This window comes from Burkholderia singularis (genome assembly GCF_900176645.1).
Classification (GTDB): Bacteria; Pseudomonadota; Gammaproteobacteria; order Burkholderiales; family Burkholderiaceae; genus Burkholderia; species Burkholderia singularis.
This window is the reverse complement of record NZ_FXAN01000055.1, coordinates 24,487-49,266: the sequence shown is the minus strand read 5'-3', so window position 1 is coordinate 49,266 and position 24,780 is coordinate 24,487. Positions and strand designations below refer to the sequence as shown.

The window sequence follows — 24,780 nt, the reverse complement described above, 5'->3', positions numbered from 1 at the left end:
CGCCCATTCGGCACTCAAGCAATCAAGCCGGCTTCGCAAGGCCCGCGACGTAAGCCTTGCGATCCGCGCTCACGCGCCGCGCGGCCGGATGCTGCGCCTCGATGCGCTTGACGTACGCTTTCCAATCGATTCCCGCCTCGACGACCAGATCACGGCCATAGATCGGTTTGGTCGCAAGCGCGACGATCGGCAAATGAATGAACGCGGCAATATCGGCAATGCTGAACGTGTCGCCCAGCAAGTACGGCGAGAACGACGCGAGCCGCTTGAAGCCTTGGAGCGCATGCGGCAGGCGTTTTTCGACGCGCGCCTTCGTGCCGTCGCTGATCTTGACGCCGAAAAACGCCTCCGGGAACAGATCGCGGACGCACCATTCGATATATAGCTCAAGCACGATCGTGATCTCGCGCGCCTTCGCCGCCGCATACGCATCGGCCGGGTAAATCCGCTTTTCCGGATAGCGCATCGCCAAATAATCGACGATCGCCTGCGACTCGCTGATCGGGCCGTGTTCCGTCTGCAGATACGGTACCTTGCCAAGCGGCGTGTCGGCCCGTTTCGCAGCATCGTCGATCGGCGTCGTGACGAGCATCTCGTCGAACGGAATACCGTATTCGAGCAGCGCAAACTTGGCCTTGTTGTAATAGTTGGACAACGGAAAACCACAGAGCCTGAGCATCGATGACTCCTTGTTCATGGGGAAAACCGCGCGCGATATGCTTCGCGCGTCGGGTTCGGCTCGACGCCCAAAAAGCACGTCCGTGTTATTCTAAAACGCTCGAATCGGGCTGCGTCACCGCAGCCGCTTCGAACCGCCACCATAAGCGCCGGCCAAACCGGCCGGCGCATCCCAGGAGACTGCCGCATGAGCGCAGAACTGCTCGCATCGCGCCCGACCGAAAGCGAATCGACGCTCGTCCTCACCCTTTCCAACCCCGGCGCGCGCAACGCGCTGCATCCGGACATGTATGCCGCCGGCCTCGAAGCGCTCAATACGGCCGAGCGCGATCCGACGATCCGCGCGGTGGTCCTGACCGGCGCGGACCGCTTCTTTTGCGCAGGCGGCAATCTGAACCGGCTGCTCGACAATCGCGCGAAAGACCCGTCCGTGCAGGCGGCGAGCATCGATCTGCTCGGCGAATGGATCACCGCGCTCACCACCGTGACGAAACCCGTGATTGCCGCGGTCGAAGGCGCGGCGGCGGGCGCGGGCTTCTCGCTCGCGCTCGCGTGCGATCTGCTCGTTGCCGCCGACGACGCCAAGTTCGTGATGTCCTATGCACGCGTCGGCCTGACGCCCGACGGCGGCGGTTCGTGGTTCCTCGCCCGCGCGCTGCCGCGCGCGCTCGCAGCCGAACTGATGTTCGAAGGCAAGCCGGCCGCCGCCGCCCGGCTGCACGCGCTCGGCGTCGTGAACCGCCTGAGCCGGCCGGGCGCCGCGCGCGACGAAGCGATCGCATGGGCCGACGAATTGGGCAGGCTGTCGCCGAACGCGCTTGCGCGGATCAAATCGCTGATCGCCGACGCGCACGCGCAGCCGCTGGACGCGCATCTGATCGCCGAGCGAAATCATTTCGTCGAATCGCTGCGCCACGCGGATGCGCTCGAAGGCATCACCGCGTTCCTCGACAAGCGCACGCCCGTCTACAAACGCTAAAGCGAGCCTCCCGACATGCCTTTTCAATTACCCAAGCGTCGCCGTATTTATCTGATGCGTCATGGCGACGTCACCTATTTCGACGAACGCGGCCGGCCGTTCGATTCGGATAGCGTGCCGCTCAACGCACGCGGCCAGGCGCAGGCAACCGCCGCCGGGCGCGTGTTCGCCGAGCAGCGCGTGCAATTCGATCGCGTGATCGCGAGCGGACTGCCGCGCACGATGGAAACCGCGCGGCGCGTGCTCGCCGAAACCGGCCAGTCGATCGACATCGGCATCGAGCCCGCGTGGCGCGAAATCCGCGGCGGCCACCTCGCCGACATTGCCCCCGACGAGCAGGAAGCCGCGTTCCTCAGCGCACTCGACGGGATCGTCGCGGAGCACACCCGATTTCTCGGCGGAGAGACGATCGGCGAGTTGATCGACCGCGTGCTGCCGCCGCTCGCCGCGTTGCGGGCGGACCCGTCGTGGAGCACCGCGCTGCTCGTGCTGCACGGCGGCGTGAATTGCGCGCTGCTGTCGCACGCCATCGTGCCCGGGCATCGCTTCTTCCTCGGCACGTTGTCGCAGGACACCGGCTGCATCAATGCGCTGGACGTCGGCGAGCGCGAGCACGATTGGGTCGTGCGGCTCGTCAACTATTCGCCGCCCGACGCGCTGCACCGCGACAGCCGCAACACGACGATGGAAGTGCTTTATCACCAATTCGTACACGGCACGCGCGCGTGAGCGCATCGGCGTGCCGTCACATCCGGATTTCGCCACGGAGACAACGATGGCTTCGAACGAACAAACTTCCGCTCAAACCGTTTATGCCGCCTTCGAAGGCACCCGCCCGGTCGACGGCGCGCAGCGCTTCGACGTGAATGCGCTGAGCGCGTGGCTTGCCGAGCATATCGACGGCTTCGCCGGGCCGCTTTCCATCGAGCAATTCAAGGGCGGCCAGTCGAATCCGACGTTCAAGCTCGTCACGCCGCAACGCAGCTACGTGCTGCGCGCGAAGCCTGCGCCGGCGGCGAAGCTCTTGCCGTCCGCCCACGCGATCGAGCGCGAATACCGCGTGATGGCCGCGCTCGCCGCAACCGGCGTACCCGTTGCCCCGATGCTTGCGCTCTGCGAAGACGAAAACGTGATCGGCCGCGCGTTCTATGTGATGGCGTTCGTCGACGGCCGCGTGCTGTGGGACCCGTCGCTGCCGAATCTGACGCCCGAGGAACGCGCCAGCCATTACGACGAGATGAACCGGGTCATCGCCGCGCTGCACTCGATCGATCCGCATGCGATCGGCCTCGCCGATTACGGCAAGGCCGGCAACTATTTCGAGCGGCAAATCGCGCGCTGGAGCAAGCAATATCTCGCATCGGAAACCGAGCCGATCGACGCGATGCGCAAGCTGATCGACTGGCTGCCGCAGCATCTGCCGCCCGAAACCGGACAGGGCGCGCGCGTGTCGATCGTGCACGGCGACTACCGGCTCGACAATCTGATCTTCGAGCCGCGCGAGCCGCGTGTGCTTGCGGTGCTCGACTGGGAGCTGTCGACGCTCGGCGATCCGCTCGCCGATTTCGCGTATCACTGCATCGCGTGGCACGTCGAGCCGGGGCACTTCCGCGGAATCGCGGGGCTCGATCTGCCGTCGCTCGGCATTCCGGACGAAGCGCACTATGTCGCCCGCTACTGCGAGCGCACCGGCCTGAAGGTCCCGGACAACTGGAATTTCTATCTCGCGTACAACCTGTTCCGGATCGCGGCGATCCTGCAAGGCGTGATGAAACGCGCGGTCGACGGCACCGCATCGAGCGCGCAGGCGCTCGATGCGGGCCGGCGCGCGCGGCCGCTCGCCGAGATCGCATGGCGCTACGCGCAACAGGCGCACTGACGGCGCATCCGCGTTCGGCGAGGCGCGCGGGCGCGTTGCCGAACGCGGGCGCGCCGTCTGCGGCGCGCGTCGATCTATGCTCTAATTTCCTCGTCCGTGCCGCGGCGCTCCGCCATGCCGCGACGACCGAACCGCAAACGAGGAGCGACGATGATCGACGTTTACAGCTGGGCCACGCCGAATGGTCACAAAATCCACATCATGCTCGAGGAAACCGGGCTCGAATATCGCGCGCATCCGATCGATATCGGCGCGGGCGACCAGTTCAAGCCGGCGTTCCTGAAAATCAGCCCGAACAATAAAATCCCCGCGATCGTCGATCACGACGGCCCCGACGGCGAACCGATCTCACTGTTCGAGTCGGGCGCGATCCTGATCTATCTCGCCGAGAAGACCGGCAAGTTCCTGCCGTCCGAACCCACCGCGCGCTATGCAACGCTGCAATGGCTCATGTTTCAGATGGGCGGCATCGGCCCGATGCTTGGCCAGGCCCACCATTTCCGCCTCTACGCGCCCGAGCGGATCGAATACGCGGTCAACCGTTATACGAACGAAGCGAAGCGCCTGTATGGCGTGATGGACAAGCAGCTCGGTCAGTCCGCGTACCTGGCGGGCGACGATTACACGATCGCCGACATCGCCGCCTACCCGTGGACGCGCTCATGGCAAAACCAGGGCATCGCGCTCGAGGATTTTCCGAACGTGAAGCGCTGGCAGGACGCAATCGCCGCACGCGACGCGGTACGGCGCGGCGTCGAAGTGCTGACGTCCGAACGCAAGCCGCTGCAGGACGACGCCCGCGCACGCGAAATATTGTTTGGCGCGACGCAATACACGCGCCGCTGAGCACGCTGCCGCGCTCTCCAGCATCTCCGGCGCCGCGGCGGCCGGCGAGAGGCAAGCCGCCGCTGCGGCGCAGCCTTCGGCGATCAGAAGAAGTGCAGCGTGACAAATTCCATCGCGCATGCCAACTCCGGTTTCTCCGGATGCTCGATTTCAACCGATATCGACCATGTCACGCGCACGCTGCCCTGCGGGCCGTCGGCCGTGTCCTTGACCCCGAAGCGCGCCCGCACGCGCGAGCCGACCGGCACCGGCCGCACGAAACGCACGCGATTGAGTCCGTAGTTCACGCTCATGCGCTCGGCAAAACGGATCGTGCGGGACATCAACGCCGGAATCAGCGACAGCGTCAAGAAACCATGCGCGACCGGGCCGCCGAACGGCGACTCGCGCCGCGCACGCTCAGGATCGATGTGAATCCATTGACGATCATCGGTCGCTTCGGCAAAACCATTGACGCGCGGCTGGTCGACGACGCACCAATCGCTGACGAACGGCGCCGCGCCGACGAGATCGCGCAGCGCCTGCGCCGACGCAATCGTCGGCAGCGCCGCTTGCTCTTCCTGCGTCACGTCGGCCGTCATGCCTGCCCCTTCGGCTCGCGCAGCCCGAACAGCACCTTCGAGCGCACCGTGATCACCGTCTCGCCGCGCTCGTTGACGCCTTCCCATTCGGTCGACACGATCCCGCGATCCGGGCGGCTCGCCGACACCCGCTTGTCCAGTATCTTGTTGTACATCGTGATCGTGTCGCCGGCACGCACCGGCTTCAGCCAGCGGATTTCGTCGATGCCGGGCGAGCCCATGCTCGTCGAGCCTTGCAGCACGTTGCGCACGAGCATTCCCATGAACACCGAGCACGTGTGCCAGCCGCTCGCAACCAATCCGCCGAACATCGATGCCTTTGCCGTCGCCTCGTCGAGATGAAAAGGCTGCGGATCGTAGGCTTGCGCGAACGTCACGATCTCGTCGGCTGTGAACGTGTGCTTGCCGACTTCGGTCGCGCTGCCCACTATCAGATCTTCGTAGCTGATGCCCATCAAACGTCTCCGTCAAAGTGAGTGATCCGCGCCGCGCTCAAGCGGCCTGCGGCGCCGCAAAATCCGGCAGCGAAGCAAAACGCGCAACGTGGTGATCGACGTCGCCGAGGGTCGTTTCGATGATCGACAACCGCTTGAACCAATGCGCGGCCGCGACTTCGTCGGTAACGCCCATGCCGCCGTGCAACTGCACGGCCTGCTGGCCGATGAAACGCGCCGCCTGCCCGAGCCGCGCCTTGGCCGCCGACACCGCGCGGCGGCGCTCGTCCGCGTTACTGCTCGCATAGCGCACGGCGGCCAGGTAGGTGAGCGAGCGAGCCTGCTCGGCATGGATCAGCATGTCGACCATCCGATGCTGGAGCGCTTGAAAGCGCGCGATCGGTCCGCCGAATTGCTCCCGCGTCTTCGTGTAATCGAGCGTCGCGTGATTGAGCGCATCAAGCGCGCCGAGCGCCTCGGCGCATAGCAGCACAGTGCCGTAATCGGCAATCTGCTCCCATGCGGCGTCGCCGTGCATGCCGCCCGCGAGCGCACGAGCCGGCGCGTTCGACAAACGGATCGTCGCCGCGCGCTGGCCGTCGATCGTCCGGTAATCGGTCACGTCGGCGCCCGCCGCGCCGCGCTCGAGCGCGAACAGGCCAAGCGCACCGTCAGGCAGCCGCGCCGGCAGGATCAGCACGTCCGCTTGCGCGCCGTGCGTGACCACGGATTTCACACCGCTCAACGCGAACGCATCGCCGTCCGGCCGCGCGCTCGTCTCGATCGCGAACAGGTCGTAGCGCGCATGCGGCTCGTGAAACGCGACGGCGAGCTTCGCGTCGCCCTGCGCGACCCGTTCGAGCAGCGCGGCGTCCGCCGCGTCACCCGAGCCCGCGATGCGCAACGCCTCGATACCGACTGCCGTCGCCCAATAAGGTTCGACGACGAGCGCACGCCCCAATTCCCGCATCGCGACCAGCATATAGACGGCATCGCCGCCGAAGCCGCCGTGCGCTTGCGGCACTGGCAGCGCAGTCAAGCCGAGTTCGGCGAACGCGCGCCATTGGTCGGCGGATACGCCAGCCTCCGAGTGAATGATCGCGCGCCGTGCGTCGAAATCGTAGCGCTCGGTCAGATAGCGGCGCAACGCGTCGCCGAATTGCTGCTGCTCTTCGCTGAAAGTGAAATTCATCACTTGTCTCCTATGTCGGCCGGAATGAGCGCCTTTGGCGCCTGATCCCGCCGCACGCAACGCAGTCGATCGGATATCGGTCCGGCTTGGCGCCGACGCCCGGTCGGGCCCGGCGATGCCGAGCCGCGGGCATTCAGCGCCGGCGCCGTTCTCATCCCATGCTCACAATCCAAGCATCATCTGCGCGATGATGTTTTTCTGGATCTCGTTCGAGCCGCCGTAAATCGACGTCTTGCGATAGTTGAAGTAATACGCGGCAAGCGGTGCCGCGGCATCGTCGTCGACGACGCTGCGCTCGCGCTCGCCTTCAAGAAACGGCACGTCGAACGGCGCGGCAAGCGGGCCAATCGCATCGACCATCAACTCGGTCAACCCCTGCTGGACCTCGGTGCCCTTGATCTTCAGCATCGACGCCTCCGGCCCCGGCCCGCGCCCGCTCGCTTCGCTGCTGACCACACGCAGCACCGTCACCTCAAGCGCCATCAGTTCGATTTCGAGCGCGGCGATTCTTCCGGCAAACACCGGATCGTCGATCAACGGCCGGCCGTTCTTGCGCTCGCGCGATGCGAGCTGCTTCAGGAATGCGAGTTCGCGTTTGGATGCGCCGACGCGCGCGATCCCGGTGCGCTCGTGCCCAAGCAGATACTTCGCGTAGGTCCAACCGCGATTCTCGTCGCCGACGAGGTTATCGAGCGGCACCTTCACGTCCTCGAAAAACACTTCGTTGACCTCGTGATCCTCGTCGAGCATGACGATCGGCCGCACCGTGATGCCGGGCGTCTTCATGTCGATCAGCAGAAACGAAATCCCTTCCTGCTTCTTCGCAGCGGGATCGGTGCGCACGAGGCAGAACATCATATCCGCGTACTGGCCGAGCGTTGTCCAGGTTTTCTGGCCATTGACGATGTAGTGATCGCCGTGACGCTCGGCGCGCGTGCGCAGCGACGCGAGATCCGAGCCCGAGCCGGGCTCCGAATAGCCCTGGCACCACCAATCGGTGCCGTCGAGGATGCGCGGCAGATAATGACGCTTCTGCGCTTCGCTGCCGTACTTCATCAGCACCGGCGCGACCATCGACACGCCGAACGGCAGCACGGGCGGCGCGCCGATCCGCGCGCACTCCTCTTCCCATATATGCCGCTCGATCGCATTCCAGCCCGGACCGCCATATTCGACCGGCCATGCAGGCGCGGACCAGCCGCGCGCGCCGAGCAGCCGGTGCCAATTCGCGTAGTCTTCGCGATTCAAACGCTTATGATCAAGAACTTTCGCTCGCAGCTCGCGAGGCAGATTCGCTTCGAGCCATGCGCGGATGTCGGCGCGGAACGCGTCGTCGGCGGGGGAATAATCGAGATTCATGCCGGTGTCTCCTCCTGGGCCAGGACCGCACCAGCGGCCGCCGAGGCCGCCCGGCAATCGTGAACGATTACTGGAGAGGTTCCTTCAGCGCGGCCGGAACCGGCAGCGGCAGCACATCGATGCCTTCTTCGACCAAGGCTTGCGCGTCCTCAAGCGTCGTCACGCCACGAATGCTGCGCGCGGGCGCTTCGTTGTAATGAATACGCCGCGCTTCCTCGGCGAAGCGCTCGCCCACGTTCTCGGTCTTCGCCAGCACCTCCCGTAGCGCGCGCATCACCTGCGCCTGCAGCACGCGCGGATCAACCGGCTGCTCGCGCGTCGCGCCTGACAAATTCAGGCGAGGCGCGGACGGCATGCGGCTGACCTCAGTCGCCCCGCAAACCGGACATTCGACCAGCTTGCGAGACAACTGCGCGTCGAACTCGTCGGCTGACGCAAACCAGCCTTCGAACCGATGGCCATGGGGGCACTGTAAGTCGAGAACCTTCATGCTGAATCAGGGCGTGGTGCCAGTGTAGCGCAAAAAGAAATTTTGTGAACGATCGTGCTAAATTAGTTTGGTGAATGAGCGGCTCTCGCTATCACCACACTCACACCGATTGTATCGTGGTCCAAAATCTCCCGCTTGGCCCGCCCGCGAGCACGGGCTTACGGCCGCACGACCTCGCCGAGCGGCCACGCGCCCGACAGCGCCTTTTCGAGCCACATCGTCCCGATGATCGTCTTCACATCGCTGATCCGGCCGGTGCGCACCCATTCGAGCAGATCCGGCAGCATCGCCGTGAATGTCTCGAGGAATTCGCCGTCGTCGAGCTTGCGCTCGCCCGGCGTAAGGCCGCGGGCGAGATAGATGTCGATGAATTCGGTCGAATACGAAATGATCGGATGGATACGCGTTAGATACACGTATTCGCGCGCGGTGTAACCGGTTTCCTCGCGCAGTTCGCGGATCGCGCAAGCGAGCGCACCCTCGTTCGGATCGAGCTTGCCGGCCGGAAATTCCGTCATCACCTTGCCGATTGGATAACGATATTGGTTCTCCATCAGCACCCGGCCGTCGTCGAAGACCGGGATGACCATCACCGCGCCCGGATGGGTCACGTATTCGCGCGTCGCATGCTTGCCGTCGGGCAGACGCACCGTATCGCGCTTCACTTTCAGGAACGTACCGTCGTAGACGGCTTGGCTCTCGATACAGGTTTCGAAGAGCGTGGCGTCGTGATTCGGCAAATCGGCCATCGGCGGCTCCGGTTGGGGACGTGACGGCCAGTCCGTCAGCGCCGCTTGACTAAATATTGGAACGTGAAGCCGGGAAACGCGAACACGACAAAAAGACTGAACGTAATCGCATAGAACTGCCAGCCCTGTTCGAAACGGTTGCCGGCGCGCGATTCGAGCCAGAAGCCCAGCGCGCCGACCGCGAAATACAGCACGATCAATTCGCCGATCCGAAGCCACGCGCTCTTTTTCGCCGCCGCCCCACCATTGAGCGGCACGACGGCGAACAGGCGTTGATTCAGGAACGGCAGGTTGGCGCCCGCAAGCGCCAACAACACGATGAACCAGCCCGCAGCCGACATTAGAGCGGCAGCGTATGGCTGATTGCCTGCAGGCAGATCGTCATCAGCGGACCCGGCAGAATGCCGAGCAGCACGACGGCGACGCCGTTCAGCACGAGCACGGCGCGCTTGCATGCGTCACCTGCGATCGGCGTCGTGTCCTGCGGCGCATCGAAATACATCAGCTTGACGATACGCAGATAGTAGAACGCGCCGATCAGCGACGTGATGACGGCCAGCACCGCAAGCCACGTGAGACCTGCGTTGACCGTCGCCTCGAGCACCGCGAGCTTCGCATGGAAACCGACCGTCGGCGGAATGCCCGCGAGCGAGAACATCATCGCCATCATCACGAACGCAAACACCGGGCTGCGCTTGTTGAGCCCCTTGAAGTCGTCGAGCGTTTCCGCCTCGAAATCGCGGCGCGCGAGCAGCATCACGACACCGAACGCGCCCATCGTCGTCACGAGATAAATGATCGAATAAAACATCGCCGAACTGTACGCGCTCGCCGCCGACGACGGATTGCCGCCGATGACGCCCGCGAGCAGACCGAGCAGCACGAAGCCCATGTTCGAAATCGCGGAGTACGCGAGCATGCGCTTGACGTTGCGCTGGACAATACCGGTCACGTTGCCCACGATCAGCGACAGCGCCGCCAGGATCACGAGCATCTGCTGCCAGTCGGCCGCGAGCGGCAACAGCCCCATCACGAGAAAGCGCAGCCCCCACGCGAATGCCGCCACCTTCGGGCCGCCGCCGACGAACAGCGTCATCGCGGTCGGCGCGCCCTGATAGACGTCCGGCACCCACATGTGGAACGGCACGGCGCCCAGCTTGAACGCGACGCCGGCGACGACGAAAATCACGCCGAACAGCAGCACCGCATCGTTGATGTGGCCCGACGCAACCGCCTTCAGCACTTCGTTCAATTCGAGCGAACCCGTCGCGCCGTACAGCATCGAAATCCCATACAGCACGAAGCCCGAAGCCAGCGCGCCGAGCACGTAGTACTTCATCGCCGCCTCGCTCGACTGCGCGGCATCGCGGCGCAGCGCGATCGTCGCGTACAGCGACAGCGACATCAGTTCGAGGCCGAGGTACAGCGTCAGGAAGTTGTTGCCCGAGATCATCACGATCTGACCGAGCAGCGAGAACATTCCGAGCAGGAACACGTCGCCGCGGAACAGGTCGCGATCCTCAAGGTACTTACGCGAATAGACGAGCGACACGGCAAAGCCGAACGACACGACCGCCTTCATCACGCTCGCGAACGAATCGACGACGACCATCCGCGAGAAAAAATAGTACTGCTGCGGATCGAGCGCTTGCAGCGCGAACCAAACGCCCGCCGCGATCGACGAGACGACCGCGATCAGATACGTGACGCGTCGGCCGGCCGCGCCGGAAATGGTGTCGTTCAGCCAGGCGACGACGATGGCGGCCATCACCAGCGCATCAGGCAACAGAACATTCATAGGTGCGTTTTGCATGATCTTGATTTCCTCCGCTCGCGCTTACTGGGCCAGCGGCAGTTTCGACTGCGCGACATGGGAGAGGAGGTTTTCCACGGAAACGTGCATCACGTCGGTGAACGGCTTCGGATAGAGGCCCATCAGCAACGTGAACGCGGCAAGCACGGCGAGCATCGAGAATTCGCGGCGGCCGATGTCCGAGAGCTTCGCGACCTTGTCGCTCTTTACCGCGCCGAAGTACACGCGCTTGTACATCCAAAGCGTGTAGGCCGCGCCGAGAATCAGCGTGAACGCCGCCCCGAACGCAATCCAGAAGTTGAACTGGACCGCCGCGAGAATCACCATGAATTCGCCGACGAAACCGGACGTGCCCGGCAAGCCGCAGTTGGCCATCGAGAACAGCATCGCGAACGCGGCGAACTTCGGCATCACGTTGACGACGCCGCCGTAATCGGCGATCTGACGCGAATGCAGGCGGTCGTACAGCACGCCGATGCAAAGGAACATCGCCCCCGATACGAAGCCGTGCGAGATCATCTGAACGATCGCGCCTTCCACGCCCAACTGATTGAAGATGAAAAAGCCGAGCGTAACGAAGCCCATGTGCGCGATCGACGAATACGCGACGAGCTTCTTCATGTCCGCCTGCACCATCGCGACGAGACCGATGTAGATCACCGCGACGAGCGACAGCGTGATCACGACCGGTGCGAAGAAGTGGCTCGCATCCGGCGTGATCGGCAGCGAGAAGCGCAGGAAACCGTATGCGCCGAGCTTCAGCATGATCGCGGCCAGCACGACCGAGCCGCCCGTGGGCGCTTCGACGTGCGCGTCCGGCAACCACGTATGAACCGGCCACATCGGCACCTTCACCGCGAAGGCGAGGAAGAATGCGATGAACAGCAGAATCTGCGGCGTCATCTCGAGTTTCGCGTTCTGCCAGGTCGCGAGATCGAACGAATGCGTATGCGTGTACAGATAGATCAGCGCGACCAGCATCAGCAGCGAGCCGGCAAGCGTGTACAGGAAAAACTTGAACGCCGCATACACGCGGTTCGGGCCGCCCCACACGCCGATGATGATGTACATCGGGATCAGCGTGGCCTCGAAGAACACGTAGAACAGCAGGCCGTCGGCCGCCGAGAACACGCCGATCATGATCCCCGACAGGATCAGGAACGCGGCGAGATACTGCGCGACATTCTCGGTGATGACTTCCCACGCGGCGATCACGACGATCACGGTGATCAGCGCGGTCAGCACGACGAACCACATCGAGATGCCGTCGACGCCGAGGTGATACGAGATATTGAAGCGTTCGATCCACGTCGACTGCTCGACGAACTGCAACGCCGCGGTGCTCGAATCGAAGCCCGTGACGAGCGGAACCGTCACGGCCAGACCGAGCAGCGAGCCGATCAGCGCGACCCCTCGCGCCACGCCCGGATTTTTATCGGAGCCGACCGCGAGCACGATGAGGCCGAAGACGATCGGCAGCCAGATCGCGGTACTGAGAATCGGAAAAGAGTGCATTAGTATCGTCTCCGCCTTATTTGCCGCCGAGCGTTACAAACAGGGTCAGGAGCCCCAGCATGCCGATGATCATGGCGAACGCGTAGTGATAGATGTAACCGGATTGCAGGAAGCGGATCACGCCGGCGAACCAGCCGATGAAGCGCGCGCTGCCGTTGACGAGGCCATCGATCACCACGACGTCGCCCTCCTTCCACAGCCCGCGGCCGATCGCGACCGCGCCCTTCGCGAACACGACCTCGTTGATCTTGTCCATGTAGTACTTGTTGTCAAGCAGCGTGTAGATCGGGCCGAACGCGCGACGGATCGACGCCGGCAGATCCGGACGCTTCAGATACAGGAACCACGCGACGACAACGCCAGCGAGCGCCAGATAAACCGGCAGCCCCGACACCGAATGCAGCCCCATCGCCGCCCAGCCGTGGAACTCCTCGGCCATCTCGGCAAGCGCCGGGTGATTCTGGCCGATGAAGATCACCTTGTCGAACGCGACGCCGTGCTGGAAGAAATCGCCGAACAGCATCGGGCCGATTGCCACCGCGCCGATCACAATCGACGGAATCGCCAGCAGCACGAGCGGCACCCAGACGACCCACGGCGTTTCGTGCGGCACATGCGCGTGGCCGTGGTCGTCATGACCGTGGCCATGATCGTCATGACCATGCGCGGCCGCCTGCGCCATCGGCGAATCCGGGTGCTTCGGCTGACGGAAGCGCTCTTCGCCGTGGAACACGAGGAAGTACATCCGGAACGAGTACAGCGCGGTGACGAACACGCTCGCGACGACCGCGAAGTACGCGAAGCCCGAACCCGGCAGGTGCGACAGCTTCACCGCGTCGATGATCGAGTCCTTCGAATAGAAACCGGAGAAGAACGGCGTGCCGATCAGCGCAAGCGAGCCGATCAGCGACGTGATCCACGTGATCGGCATGTACTTGCGCAGGCCGCCCATGTTGCGCATGTCCTGATCGTGGTGCATGCCGATGATCACCGAGCCCGCGCCGAGGAACAGCAGCGCCTTGAAGAATGCGTGCGTCATCAGGTGGAACACGGCGACCGGGTACGCGGACACGCCGAGCGCAACCGTCATGTAGCCGAGCTGCGACAGCGTCGAGTATGCGACGACGCGCTTGATGTCGTTCTGCACGATGCCCAGAAATCCCATGAACAGCGCCGTGATCGCGCCGATCACCGTGACGAACGACAGCGCCGCGTCGGACAGTTCGAACAGCGGCGACATCCGCGTAACCATGAAGATGCCGGCCGTCACCATCGTTGCCGCGTGAATCAGTGCGGAGATCGGCGTCGGGCCCTCCATCGAGTCAGGCAGCCACACGTGCAGCGGGAACTGCGCGGACTTACCCATCGCGCCGACGAAAAGGCAAATGCATGCGACCGTCAGCAAACCCCATTGCGTGCCCGGAAAGTGCAGCGTCGCGAGTTCCGCGCGCTTCGCGAACACTTCGCCGTAGTTCATCGAGCCCGCATACGCGAGGATGAGGCCGATGCCGAGCAGGAAGCCGAAATCGCCGACGCGGTTCACGAGGAACGCCTTCATGTTCGCGTAGATCGCGCTTTCACGCGTGAAGTAGAAGCCGATCAGCAGGTACGACACGAGACCCACCGCTTCCCAGCCGAAGAAAAGCTGCAGGAAGTTGTTGCTCATCACGAGCATCAGCATCGAGAACGTAAACAACGAGATGTACGAGAAGAAGCGCTGATAGCCGTCCTCTTCCGACATGTAGCCGATCGTGTAGATGTGCACCATCAGCGACACGAAGGTCACGACCACCATCATCATCGCGGTCAGCGTGTCGACGAGGAAACCGACCTCGAGCTTCAGCGAGCCCACGTTCATCCATTCGTAGACGGTGGCATTGAAACTCGCGCCATCCAGCACCTGGAAGAACACCATCGCGGAAAGCACGAGCGAGATCGCGACGCCGAGAATCGTGACCCGGTGCGCGTTGCTGCGTCCGATCGCGTTGCCGAACAACCCCGCGATCAGCGAACCGGCGAGCGGCGCGAGCGGAATCGCCAACAGCAGGTTTTCATTGAGTGTCGTTGACATAACAGCCTTGCCTGAAATTAACCTTTGAGCTGATCGAGATCCTCGACATTGATCGTGTCGAGCTTGCGGAACAACGTCACGAGAATCGCGAGGCCGATCGCTGCTTCCGCCGCCGCGACCGTCAGCACGAAGAACACGAAGATCTGGCCGTGCACGTCGCCCAGGTAGTGCGAGAACGCGACGAAATTGGTATTCACCGCGAGCAGCATCAATTCGATCGCCATCAGGATCACGATGATGTTGCGGCGGTTCAGGAAGATCCCAACGATGCTGATCGCGAACAGGATCGCACCGAGCACGAGGTAATGCGCCAAGGTCAACATAGTTTCTTTTCCTCCGCTTAGCCGTTGCCGCCGGCGGCGCCTGCCGCGCGCTCGGCCGTTTCCGGCTGCGGCTTGTCCGCTGCCATCTTCACGAGGCGCACGCGGTCCTGGCGGCGCACCTTCACCTGGTCGGACACGCGCTGGCGCTTGCTGTCCTTGCCCTTCTGCGCAGTCAGCGCGACCGCCGCGATGATCGCGACGAGCAGCACGAGGCCCGCGATTTCGAACGCGAAGATGTAATCGGTATAGATCACCTTGCCGATCAGCTTCGTATTCGGCATGCCGGCCGCCGCGCCCGCGGCGATGTCGCGCACCGGCGACGACGTCGCGCCATAGCCGCGCCAGAGAATCAGCGCCGTCTCGACGACGATGATCGCGCCCACCGCGGTCGCCATCGGCACGAAACGCCGGAAGTCGCGGCGCAGCACGTCGATGTTGATGTCGAGCATCATCACGACGAACAGGAACAGCACCATCACCGCGCCCACGTAGACGAGCACTAGCAGGATCGCGAGGAATTCGGCCTCGAGCAGCATCCAGATCGCGGCTGCGTTGAAGAACGCGAGCACGAGGAAAAGCGCAGACGCCACCGGGTTGCGCGAAGTGATCACCTTCAGCCCCGATACCACGAGGAGCAACGAGAAGATGTAGAAGAGTACGGTCGTGAAGTCCATGATTACCGGTTCATCATTAGGCCATTGTCAGGCGCGGTTGGCTGTCACCGCCGGGCGAACCGCGGCGTCGCCGCGGGTTGGCCGACCCGCTCGCCGGGGCGGCCGTCGGTTCCCCGAAGGATCACCGATACCGCGCATCGGCGGCCTTCGCAGCCGCGATCTCCTTCTCGTAGCGATCGCCGACCGCGAGCAGCATTTCCTTCGTGAAATACAAGTCGCCGCGCTTTTCGCCGTGATACTCGAGGATCTGCGTTTCGACGATCGAATCGACCGGGCAGCTTTCTTCGCAGAAACCGCAGAAGATGCACTTCGTCAGATCGATGTCGTAGCGCGTCGTGCGGCGCGTATTATCCGCGCGCGTTTCCGATTCGATCGTAATCGCCATTGCCGGGCACACCGCTTCGCACAGCTTGCATGCGATGCAGCGCTCCTCGCCGTTCTCGTAGCGGCGCAGCGCATGCAGACCGCGAAAGCGCGGCGAGATCGGCGTTTTCTCCTCCGGGAACTGTACGGTGAACTTGCGCTTGAACGTGTACCGCCCCGTCAGCGCGAGCCCCTTCAGCAGCTCGGTCAGGAAGAAAGTTTTAAAGAACTGTTGGATTGCCGTCATGATTTCGTCCGCCCCTTATTTCCAGATATTCAGCGGCGACATCATCCAGAAACCGACCACGACCACCCAAATCACGCACACCGGCAGGAACACTTTCCAGCCGAGGCGCATGATCTGGTCGTAGCGGAAACGCGGGAACGTCGCACGGGCCCAAATGAACACCGACAGCAGCGCGAAAACCTTCAGCACCAGCCAGAAGATGCCCGGAATGAACGACAGGAATTCGAACGGTGCGTCCCAGCCGCCGAGAAACATCGTCGCCGCCAGCGCCGAGATCACGATCATGTTGATGTACTCGGCAAGGAAGAACAGCGCGAAGGCCATCCCCGAGTAATCGATCATGTGGCCCGCGACGATTTCCGACTCGCCTTCCACCACGTCGAACGGATGGCGGTTCGTTTCGGCGATGCCCGAAATGAAGTAGACGACGAACACCGGCAGCAGCGGCAGCCAGTTCCACGACAGGAAGTTGACGCCGTGGTTCGCGAAGAAGCCGTGCTGCTGCGAGTTGACGATCTCCGACAGGTTCAGGCTGCCGGCGGTCATCAGCACGAGCACGAGCGCGAAACCCATCGAGATTTCATACGACACCATCTGCGCGGCCGCGCGCATCGCGCCGAGAAACGCGTACTTCGAGTTCGACGCCCAGCCGGCGAGAATCACCGCATAGACGCCGACCGACGAGATCGCCATCGCGTACAAGAGGCCTGCATTCACGTTTGCGAGCACCGCGCCCGCCTGGAACGGGATCACGGCCCACACCGCAAACGCCGGCACGACCGTCATCACCGGCGCGATCAGATACAGCCAGCGGCTTGCCGCCGTCGGGTGGATCACCTCTTTGAGCAGCAGTTTCAGCACGTCGGCGATCGGCTGCAACAGGCCCGCGGGACCGACGCGGTTCGGACCGAGACGCACATGCATCCAGCCGATCAGCTTACGCTCCCACAGAATCAGATATGCGACGGACAACAGGATCACGACGGCGACGACGAGAATGCGCACCAGCGCCCATACCGTCGGCCACGCCGCACCGAGAAGCTCCGCCCCGCCCGAATTGATCGTATCGAACAAGCTCATTTACGCCTTCTCCACCACCAGTTCACCGGACAGGCCGCCGAGCGCCGCGCCGGCAGGCGTTGCCGCCGACACGCGAACGACATTTGCCGCAAGATTCTCGTCGCGCACGGCCGGCAATTGCACCGCACGATCGCCTTGGCGCACGCGCACCGCGTCGCCGTCCTTCAAGCCGAGCTGATCGAACAACGCGGCAGGCAAGCCGGCCTGGGACGCCACTTTCGCGGCGGCCGTCAGATGCAGCGCGCCGGCGCGACGCACGAGCGCGTCGGCATGATAAATCGGCACGTCGGCAAGACGTTCGAGCGCGCCGTTCGCCTTCGTCGCCGCACGCTCGACCGCGGCTTTCGTCCGATTCGACAGACGCGGCGCGATCTCGCCGTCGCCAAGTGCGGCAATGCGCACCTCGTCGGACGTCTCGTATTCGAAATTCGGCAGGCCGAGCAAGTTACCGAGCACGCGCAGCACCTTCCACGCCGGACGCGTGTCGCCAAGCGGGCGCACGACGCCGTTGAACGACTGCACGCGGCCTTCCGCGTTGACATACGTGCCGGCCGTCTCGGTAAACGGCGCGATCGGCAACAACACGTCCGCATAGTCGAGACCGTGTTTGAACGGCGACAGCACAACGACCGTTTCCGCCTGCTGGAGCGCGGCGAGCGCTTGCACGGGATCGGCCGTATCGAATTCGGGTTCGACGTTGAGCAGCACATAGCCCTTGCGCGGCTGCGCGAACGCGTCGCGCGCGTTCAGGCCGCCTTCGCCGGGCAACGCGCCGACGAGATGCGCGCCGACCGTGTTCGCCGCTTCGGTCAGAAAACCGAGCGTCGCTCCGGTATTGTCGGCGATCCATTGCGCGAGCGCGTGGATCTGCGCGAACTGCGGATGCTGAACCGCGCCGTTGCCGAGCAGCACGACACGGCGCTCGCCGCTTGCGAGCGATTGCGCGACGGCCTGCGCGGCGGCGGATGCTTCAACGCCCGCGAGCGCCTGCGGCAATGCGACGCCGCGCGCTTGCGCGACCGCTGCCGCGATGCCCGCGAGTTCGTCGAGCCATGCCGACGGCGCGGCGACGATGCGCTTCGCGCTCGGGATCAGCGAGTCGTCGCCGGTCGCATGCAGGAAATGCAACTGCGCGCCGCCCTTCGCGGCCTGACGCAGACGCGCGGCGAGCAGCGGGTGATCGCGGCGCAACAGCGAACCGATCACGAGCGCGCCGCTGACGCCGGACAGCGCCGCAATCGGCATGCCAAGCCACGGCGCGCCTTCCGCTGCGGAGGAAAAATCGGACTGGCGCAAACGGACATCGATGTTCGGCGTCTTCAGACCGTGCGCGAGCGACTTGAGCAGGAACAGTTCCTCGACCGTGCTATGCGCGCTCGCCAGCGTCGCGAGCGCCGACGCGCCGTGGTCGGCCACGACACCCTTCAACCCGCGCGCGACATATTCGAGCGCACTCTGCCAATCGACTTCACGCCATTGACCGCCTTGCTTGATCATCGGCTTGGTCAGACGCTCGTCGCTGTTGAGGCCTTCATACGAGAAACGGTCCTTGTCCGAGATCCAGCACTCGTTGACGGCTTCGTTCTCGAACGGCAACACGCGCATCACGCGATTGTTCTTCACCTGGACGACGAGATTCGCACCGACCGAATCATGCGGACTCACCGATTTGCGGCGCGACAGCTCCCACGTGCGGGCGCTGTAGCGAAACGGCTTGCTCGTCAGCGCGCCGACCGGGCACAGATCGATCATGTTGCCCGACAGCTCGGAGTCGACCGTCTTGCCGACGAACGTCGTGATTTCCGAATGCTCGCCGCGGCCCAGCATGCCAAGCTCCATCACGCCGGCGATTTCCTGGCCGAAGCGCACGCAGCGCGTGCAGTGGATGCAGCGCGACATCTCTTCCATCGAGATCAGCGGACCCACGTTCTTGTGGAACACGACACGCTTCTCTTCGCTGTAGCGCGACGACGACTTGCCGTAGCCGACCGCGAGATCCTGCAGTTGGCATTCGCCGCCTTGATCGCAGATCGGGCAATCGAGCGGATGGTTGATCAACAGGAATTCCATCACCGACTGCTGCGCCTTCGTGGCCTTTTCAGAGTTGGTGTGGACGATCATGCCGGCCGATACCGGCGTCGCGCACGCGGGCACGGCCTTCGGCATCTTCTCGACTTCGACGAGGCACATCCGGCAATTCGCCGCGACCGACAGCTTCTTGTGATAGCAGAAGTGAGGAATATACGTATCCGCCTTATGCGCAGCCTGGATCACCATGCTGCCTTCAGGCACCTCGACCTTCTTGCCGTCTATTTCAAGTTCAACCATGATGGTGACTGGTCCTTAACCTATTACCGCTCGCCCGCTAACGCTCGTCCGGGCGCTCGAATTCCGCAATCGGATTGCGCGCTTCAGGCCGCGGCCGCGTGCGCGTGGCCGCCGACCATGCAACGCTTGTGCTCGACGTGGTACGCGAATTCGTCCCAGTAATGCTTGAGCATCCCGCGCACCGGCATCGCCGCGGCATCGCCGAGTGCACAGATCGTGCGGCCCATGATGTTCTCCGCGACCGAGTTCAGCAGATCCAGATCCTCCTGGCGGCCCTCGCCGTGCTCGATCCGATTGACGACGCGCCACAGCCAGCCCGTGCCCTCGCGGCACGGCGTGCACTGGCCGCACGATTCCTCGTGATAGAAATACGACAGGCGCAACAGCGAGCGCACCATGCAACGCGTCTCGTCCATCACGATCACCGCGCCGGAACCCAGCATCGAGCCCGCCTTCGCGATCGAGTCGTAATCCAGATCAGTCTGCATCATGATGTCACCGGGAATCACAGGCGCCGACGAGCCGCCCGGAATCACCGCCTTGATCTTCTTGCCGCCGCGCATCCCACCCGCCAGCTCCATTAGCGTGGCGAACGGCGTGCCGAGCGGAACCTCGTAATTGCCCGGGCGCTCGACATCGCCCGACACGGAGAAGATCTTCGTGCCGCCGTTGTTCGGCTTGCCCATCTCGAGATAATTCTGTGGGCCGACGGCCAGCAGGAACGGCACTGCGGCAAAGGTTTCCGTGTTGTTGATCGTCGTCGGCTTGCCGTACACGCCGAAGCTCGCCGGAAACGGCGGCTTGAAGCGCGGCTGGCCCTTCTTGCCTTCAAGCGATTCGAGCAGCGCCGTTTCCTCGCCGCAGATATACGCGCCATAGCCATGATGGGCATGCAGCTCGAACGAGAAATCGGTACCCAGGATGTTCTTGCCGAGGAAGCCCGCTTCACGCGCCTCTTCGAGCGCCGCCTCGAAACGGCGATAGACTTCGAAAATCTCGCCGTGAATGTAGTTGTAGCCGGCGGTGATGCCCATCGCGTATGCGCCGATCGCCATCCCTTCAATCAGCGCGTGCGGATTCCAGCGCAGGATGTCGCGATCCTTGAACGTACCCGGCTCGCCTTCATCCGAATTGCACACAAGGTACTTCTGCCCGGGAAACTGCCGCGGCATGAAGCTCCACTTCAGGCCAGTCGGAAAACCCGCGCCGCCCCGGCCGCGCAGCCCCGACGCCTTCACATCGGCGATCACCTGCTCGGGCGGGATCTTTTCCTCGAGAATGCGGCGCAATTGCTTGTAGCCGCCGCGCGCGACGTAGTCGGCAAGGCGCCAGTTCTCGCCGTTCAGGCCGGCGAGAATCAGCGGTTTGATGTGACGATCGTGGAGGGACGTCATTTCGAGAGCTCCTCAAGCAGCTGGTCGATCTTCTCGCGGCTCATGAAGCTGCACATTTTGTGGTTGTTAAGCAGCAGCACCGGCGCATCGCCGCACGCGCCGAAGCATTCGCCTTCCTTCAACGTAAACTTGCCGTCCGGCGTCGTTTCGCCAAAACCGATGCCGAGCTTCTGCTTCAGATATTCGGCAGTCGCTTGCGCGCCGCCGTGGGGCCCGAGCTGGCACGGCAGATTCGTGCAGAGCGTGATCTTATGGCGGCCGACAGGCGCAAGCTCATACATCGTGTAGAACGTCGCGACCTCCTGAACCGCGATCGCCGGCATGTCGAGATAGTCCGCGACGAACTGCATCAGTTCGGGCGACAGCCAGCCATGCTCCTCTTGGGCGACGGCCAGCGCGCTCATCACGGCGGACTGTTTCTGATCGGCGGGATACTTCGCGATCGCTCGATCGATTTCTTTCAGGCCTTCAGCTGAGATCATTTTCAGACACGACTCTTTCAATTCCTACCGCACGAACAACCTGCCGCATGGCCAATGCCGCGGCAGACCTGGCGTTCACTGTTGACAGCTTGCTGCGGCGGCGCGCCGGTCAGCCGCGCCGCGTGTGACTCGCCGCTCGTGCCCGCTCCAGCCGGGCCGCAAGCGGCGCCCGACCGTCAGCGGTCGATTTCGCCGAACACGATGTCCTGCGTCCCGATGATCGTGACGGCGTCGGCAATCATGTGCCCGCGCGCCATTTCGTCGAGTGCGGACAGATGCGCATAGCCCGGCGCGCGGATCTTGAGGCGATACGGCTTGTTCGCCCCGTCCGACACGAGATAAATGCCGAACTCGCCCTTCGGATGCTCGACGGCCGCATACGCTTCGCCTTCGGGCACGTGAAAACCTTCGGTGAAGAGCTTGAAATGGTGGATCAGATCCTCCATGTTCGATTTCATGCCAACACGCGACGGCGGTGCAACCTTGTGATTGTCGATGATGACGGGACCGGGATTCTTACGCAGCCACTCAATACATTGTTTCGCGATGCGGGTGGACTGACGCATTTCCTCGACGCGCACCAAATAACGATCGTAGCAATCGCCGTTCACGCCGACGGGAATGTCGAAGTCGAGGCGGTCGTACACTTCATACGGCTGCTTCTTGCGCAAATCCCATGCGATGCCCGAGCCTCGAATCATCGGCCCTGTCAGACCGAGCTGCAGCGCGCGCTCCGGACTCACGACGCCAATGCCGACGAGACGCTGCTTCCAGATCCGGTTGTCGGTCAACAGCGTTTCGTATTCATCGACGCACTTCGGAAAACGCGTGAAGAAATCGTCGATGAAGTCGAGCACCGAGCCGCTGCGCGCCTCGTTCATCTTCGCGAGCGCCTTCTCGTTGCGAATCTTGGACGCCTTGTATTGCGGCATTGCGTCAGGCAGATCGCGATAGACGCCGCCTGGGCGATAGTACGCCGCATGCATGCGCGCGCCCGACACCGCCTCGTACACGTCCATCAGATCCTCGCGCTCGCGGAACGCGTACAGGAACACCGCCATTGCGCCGACGTCGAGCGCGTGCGCGCCGATCCACATCAAGTGGTTCAGCACGCGCGTGATTTCGTCGAACAGCACGCGGATGTACTGCGCGCGCTCGGGCACCTCGATGCCGAGCAATTTCTCGATCGCGAGCACGTAGCCGTGTTCGTTGACCATCATCGACACATAGTCGAGACGGTCCATGTACGGCACCGATTGAATGAACGTCTTGTTTTCGGCGAGTTTTTCGGTCGCGCGATGCAGCAGGCCGATGTGCGGATCGGCACGCTGGATCACTTCGCCGTCGAGTTCGAGCACGAGGCGCAGCACACCGTGCGCGGCCGGGTGCTGGGGCCCGAAATTGAGCGTGTAGTTCTTGATTTCAGCCATGACGCCCCCTTAATGTTTCAGACCGCCATAGCGATCCTCGCGGATCACGCGCGGCGTGATTTCGCGTGGCTCGATCGTCACCGGCTGATAGACGACACGCTTTTCTTGCGGGTCGTAGCGCATTTCGACATAGCCGGAAACCGGGAAATCCTTACGGAACGGATGGCCGATAAAACCGTAATCGGTCAGGATACGGCGCAGGTCCGGATGCCCTTCGAACACGATGCCGTAAAGATCGAACGCCTCGCGCTCATACCAGTTCGCCGAATTCCAGATGTCGACGACGGACGCGACGATCGGCAGATCGTCGTCGGGCGCGAACACGCGCACGCGCAAACGCCAATTATTCGCGACCGACAGCAGATGCAGCACGGCGGCAAAACGTGGGCCGTCGTAAGCGCCGTCGCCGTAGGTTTGATAATCGACGCCGCACAGGTCGATCAGTTGCTCGAAGCCGAGCGTGCGATCGTCGCGCAACTGCTTCGCGACTTCGAGATAATCGCTTGCCTTCACGACGAGCGTAAGCTCGCCGACCGCCTCTACGAGGCTTACCACGCGCGCGCCGATGGCGGCCTCGAGGTTCGCCTTCAGGGTCTCGATTTTGCTTGCCATGTTATGTGGGGATTCGATGCTTTATTGACGGGCGATGGTGCTCGTGCGGCGGATCTTCGCTTGCAACTGGATCACGCCATAAACGAGCGCCTCGGCGGTCGGCGGGCAACCCGGCACGTAGACATCGACAGGAACGATCCGATCGCAGCCGCGCACCACCGAATACGAGTAGTGGTAATAGCCGCCGCCGTTCGCGCACGAACCCATCGAAATCACCCAGCGCGGCTCGGCCATCTGGTCGTAGACCCGGCGCAGCGCGGGCGCCATCTTGTTGCAGAGCGTGCCCGCGACGATCATCACATCGGACTGACGCGGACTCGGGCGAAACACAACCCCGAACCGGTCGAGGTCGTAACGCGCGGCGCCCGCATGCATCATTTCCACCGCACAGCACGCGAGACCGAACGTCATGGGCCACAGTGAGCCGGTACGCGTCCAGTTGATCAGCTTGTCGGCCGTCGTGGTGACAAACCCTTCCTTCAAGACCCCTTCGATACTCATTTGCTATCCACTCCAGATAGGCGGCGACGCGTGGCCACCCATGCAAACCGGCGATTGACCGTCACTCCCAGTCCAGGCCGCCCTTTCTCCAGATGTAGGCGAAACCAAGCAGGAATTCGAGCAGGAAAATCATCATTGCGATGAAACCGGGCCAGCCGATTTCGCGCAGGGCAACACCCCACGGGAACAGGAACGCGGTTTCGAGATCGAAGATGATGAACAGAATCGCGACGAGGTAATAGCGCACGTCGAACTTCATGCGTGCATCCTCGAATGCTTCGAAGCCGCATTCATACGGCGAATTCTTATCGCTGTCGGGCTTGTTGGGACCGAGGATCTTGCCGATGCTGACCAGCGCTATACCTAAACCAGTGCCTACGAGGAGAAACAACAAGACGGGGTAATAGGCTGCGAGGTTCAAGGCTATCCTCTATTGGTTGGATCCGAGCGTTCCGGAGAATAACACCGATCCGGAAATCGGATCATTTCGGACTCCCGGTCAATCCAAGACAACCGCAAGGATACGCCGGAAATAAAAAATGCCAGCCCCACGAAGCGGCTGGCATTGAGCAACTTTGGTGCCGACGGCGAGACTCGAACTCGCACAGCTTTCGCCACTACCCCCTCAAGATAGCGTGTCTACCAATTTCACCACGTCGGCACTGCATGCAACCCGGGAAAACTACATAACCCGCGAATCGCTTCAAGACTCAAATTCTAACCCGGTTCTTAGATTTGTTCAACGCACAAACCCGCATTT

26 protein-coding genes and 1 tRNA gene are annotated in these 24,780 nt (G+C 63.0%); 4 read left to right on the top strand and 23 right to left on the bottom strand.

All coding sequences use genetic code 11. From position 1 onward, the window contains the following. Positions 1-22 precede the first annotated feature (22 nt). On the bottom strand, positions 23-679 hold the full coding sequence (locus tag BSIN_RS12095; protein ID WP_173678672.1) for a glutathione S-transferase family protein: 657 nt from the start codon (positions 677-679) through the stop codon (positions 23-25). A 186-nt stretch (positions 680-865) separates the two neighbouring features. On the opposite strand from BSIN_RS12095, the gene BSIN_RS12090 reads away from it, so the two are divergent. The 4 genes from BSIN_RS12090 to BSIN_RS12075 all read left to right on the top strand — a co-directional run bounded on the left by BSIN_RS12090 (position 866) and on the right by BSIN_RS12075 (position 4,382). Continuing rightward, positions 866-1,657: an oxepin-CoA hydrolase, alternative type gene (locus BSIN_RS12090; protein ID WP_089340679.1), complete on the top strand. Its 792-nt coding sequence runs from the start codon at positions 866-868 to the stop codon at positions 1,655-1,657. Between the two features lie 15 nt (positions 1,658-1,672). After that, complete coding sequence (locus BSIN_RS12085; RefSeq protein WP_059513236.1) at positions 1,673-2,386, top strand: histidine phosphatase family protein; 714 nt, start codon at positions 1,673-1,675, stop codon at positions 2,384-2,386. 46 nt (positions 2,387-2,432) lie between these two features. Beyond that, positions 2,433-3,536 (top strand): phosphotransferase, encoded by a 1,104-nt coding sequence (locus tag BSIN_RS12080; RefSeq protein WP_089340678.1) that lies wholly within the window; start codon positions 2,433-2,435, stop codon positions 3,534-3,536. Between the two features lie 150 nt (positions 3,537-3,686). Then, the gene (locus tag BSIN_RS12075) at positions 3,687-4,382 is read left to right on the top strand and encodes a glutathione binding-like protein (RefSeq protein ID WP_089340677.1); all 696 of its coding nucleotides are present in this window, start codon (positions 3,687-3,689) and stop codon (positions 4,380-4,382) included. 83 nt (positions 4,383-4,465) lie between these two features. Here the strand turns inward: BSIN_RS12075 and BSIN_RS12070 are convergent, their stop codons facing one another. The 22 genes from BSIN_RS12070 to BSIN_RS11965 form a co-directional block, all read right to left on the bottom strand. After that, entirely contained in the window at positions 4,466-4,963 is a 498-nt protein-coding gene (locus tag BSIN_RS12070; protein ID WP_089340676.1) for a MaoC family dehydratase, read from the bottom strand. Further along, the gene (locus BSIN_RS12065) at positions 4,960-5,418 is read right to left on the bottom strand and encodes a MaoC family dehydratase (RefSeq protein WP_089340675.1); all 459 of its coding nucleotides are present in this window, start codon (positions 5,416-5,418) and stop codon (positions 4,960-4,962) included. Before BSIN_RS12065 ends, BSIN_RS12070 begins: the two co-directional genes overlap by 4 nt. A gap of 37 nt (positions 5,419-5,455) precedes the next feature. Beyond that, positions 5,456-6,589, bottom strand: a complete 1,134-nt coding sequence (locus BSIN_RS12060) for an acyl-CoA dehydrogenase family protein (RefSeq protein ID WP_089340674.1) — start codon at positions 6,587-6,589, stop codon at positions 5,456-5,458. 162 nt (positions 6,590-6,751) lie between these two features. Next, the gene (locus BSIN_RS12055; RefSeq protein WP_089340673.1) at positions 6,752-7,948 is read right to left on the bottom strand and encodes an acyl-CoA dehydrogenase family protein; all 1,197 of its coding nucleotides are present in this window, start codon (positions 7,946-7,948) and stop codon (positions 6,752-6,754) included. Positions 7,949-8,015: 67 nt separating this feature from the next. Continuing rightward, complete coding sequence (locus BSIN_RS12050; protein WP_089340672.1) at positions 8,016-8,438, bottom strand: DUF1178 family protein; 423 nt, start codon at positions 8,436-8,438, stop codon at positions 8,016-8,018. A gap of 158 nt (positions 8,439-8,596) precedes the next feature. Beyond that, complete coding sequence (locus BSIN_RS12045; RefSeq protein ID WP_089340671.1) at positions 8,597-9,187, bottom strand: NUDIX domain-containing protein; 591 nt, start codon at positions 9,185-9,187, stop codon at positions 8,597-8,599. A gap of 35 nt (positions 9,188-9,222) precedes the next feature. After that, entirely contained in the window at positions 9,223-9,528 is a 306-nt protein-coding gene (locus BSIN_RS12040; protein ID WP_059513205.1) for a DUF2818 family protein, read from the bottom strand. Then, positions 9,528-10,985, bottom strand: a complete 1,458-nt coding sequence (nuoN, locus tag BSIN_RS12035; RefSeq protein WP_173678673.1) for an NADH-quinone oxidoreductase subunit NuoN — start codon at positions 10,983-10,985, stop codon at positions 9,528-9,530. Before nuoN ends, BSIN_RS12040 begins: the two co-directional genes overlap by 1 nt. Before the next feature lie 39 nt (positions 10,986-11,024). After that, positions 11,025-12,515 carry an NADH-quinone oxidoreductase subunit M gene (locus BSIN_RS12030; RefSeq protein WP_059513201.1) on the bottom strand — a complete coding sequence of 497 codons (1,491 nt, stop codon included), beginning with the start codon at positions 12,513-12,515 and terminating at the stop codon, positions 11,025-11,027. Positions 12,516-12,531: 16 nt separating this feature from the next. Continuing rightward, the gene (nuoL, locus tag BSIN_RS12025; protein ID WP_089340669.1) at positions 12,532-14,586 is read right to left on the bottom strand and encodes an NADH-quinone oxidoreductase subunit L; all 2,055 of its coding nucleotides are present in this window, start codon (positions 14,584-14,586) and stop codon (positions 12,532-12,534) included. 17 nt (positions 14,587-14,603) lie between these two features. After that, on the bottom strand, positions 14,604-14,909 hold the full coding sequence (gene nuoK / locus BSIN_RS12020; protein WP_010102528.1) for an NADH-quinone oxidoreductase subunit NuoK: 306 nt from the start codon (positions 14,907-14,909) through the stop codon (positions 14,604-14,606). A gap of 17 nt (positions 14,910-14,926) precedes the next feature. Further along, positions 14,927-15,583, bottom strand: coding sequence for an NADH-quinone oxidoreductase subunit J (locus BSIN_RS12015; protein WP_059513197.1), 657 nt, complete (start codon positions 15,581-15,583; stop codon positions 14,927-14,929). A 121-nt stretch (positions 15,584-15,704) separates the two neighbouring features. Beyond that, complete coding sequence (nuoI, locus tag BSIN_RS12010; RefSeq protein ID WP_009892165.1) at positions 15,705-16,193, bottom strand: NADH-quinone oxidoreductase subunit NuoI; 489 nt, start codon at positions 16,191-16,193, stop codon at positions 15,705-15,707. A 15-nt stretch (positions 16,194-16,208) separates the two neighbouring features. After that, positions 16,209-17,273, bottom strand: coding sequence for an NADH-quinone oxidoreductase subunit NuoH (gene nuoH / locus BSIN_RS12005; RefSeq protein ID WP_059513195.1), 1,065 nt, complete (start codon positions 17,271-17,273; stop codon positions 16,209-16,211). Further along, a complete protein-coding gene (gene nuoG, locus BSIN_RS12000; RefSeq protein WP_089340668.1) occupies positions 17,274-19,601 on the bottom strand; it encodes an NADH-quinone oxidoreductase subunit NuoG in 2,328 nt (775 codons plus the stop codon). 83 nt (positions 19,602-19,684) lie between these two features. Further along, complete coding sequence (nuoF, locus tag BSIN_RS11995) at positions 19,685-20,995, bottom strand: NADH-quinone oxidoreductase subunit NuoF (protein ID WP_069234753.1); 1,311 nt, start codon at positions 20,993-20,995, stop codon at positions 19,685-19,687. Then, entirely contained in the window at positions 20,992-21,477 is a 486-nt protein-coding gene (gene nuoE / locus BSIN_RS11990) for an NADH-quinone oxidoreductase subunit NuoE (RefSeq protein ID WP_089340667.1), read from the bottom strand. The genes nuoF and nuoE overlap by 4 nt, the downstream gene beginning before the upstream one ends. A gap of 176 nt (positions 21,478-21,653) precedes the next feature. Then, positions 21,654-22,907: an NADH-quinone oxidoreductase subunit D gene (locus BSIN_RS11985; protein ID WP_059513187.1), complete on the bottom strand. Its 1,254-nt coding sequence runs from the start codon at positions 22,905-22,907 to the stop codon at positions 21,654-21,656. 9 nt (positions 22,908-22,916) lie between these two features. Next, positions 22,917-23,519 (bottom strand): NADH-quinone oxidoreductase subunit C, encoded by a 603-nt coding sequence (locus BSIN_RS11980; protein ID WP_059513185.1) that lies wholly within the window; start codon positions 23,517-23,519, stop codon positions 22,917-22,919. A gap of 21 nt (positions 23,520-23,540) precedes the next feature. Next, on the bottom strand, positions 23,541-24,020 hold the full coding sequence (locus tag BSIN_RS11975) for a NuoB/complex I 20 kDa subunit family protein (RefSeq protein WP_004186402.1): 480 nt from the start codon (positions 24,018-24,020) through the stop codon (positions 23,541-23,543). 61 nt (positions 24,021-24,081) lie between these two features. Further along, on the bottom strand, positions 24,082-24,441 hold the full coding sequence (locus BSIN_RS11970) for an NADH-quinone oxidoreductase subunit A (RefSeq protein WP_059513183.1): 360 nt from the start codon (positions 24,439-24,441) through the stop codon (positions 24,082-24,084). Positions 24,442-24,596: 155 nt separating this feature from the next. Further along, a tRNA-Leu gene (locus tag BSIN_RS11965) sits at positions 24,597-24,681 on the bottom strand. Between the last annotated feature and the right edge of the window lie 99 nt (positions 24,682-24,780).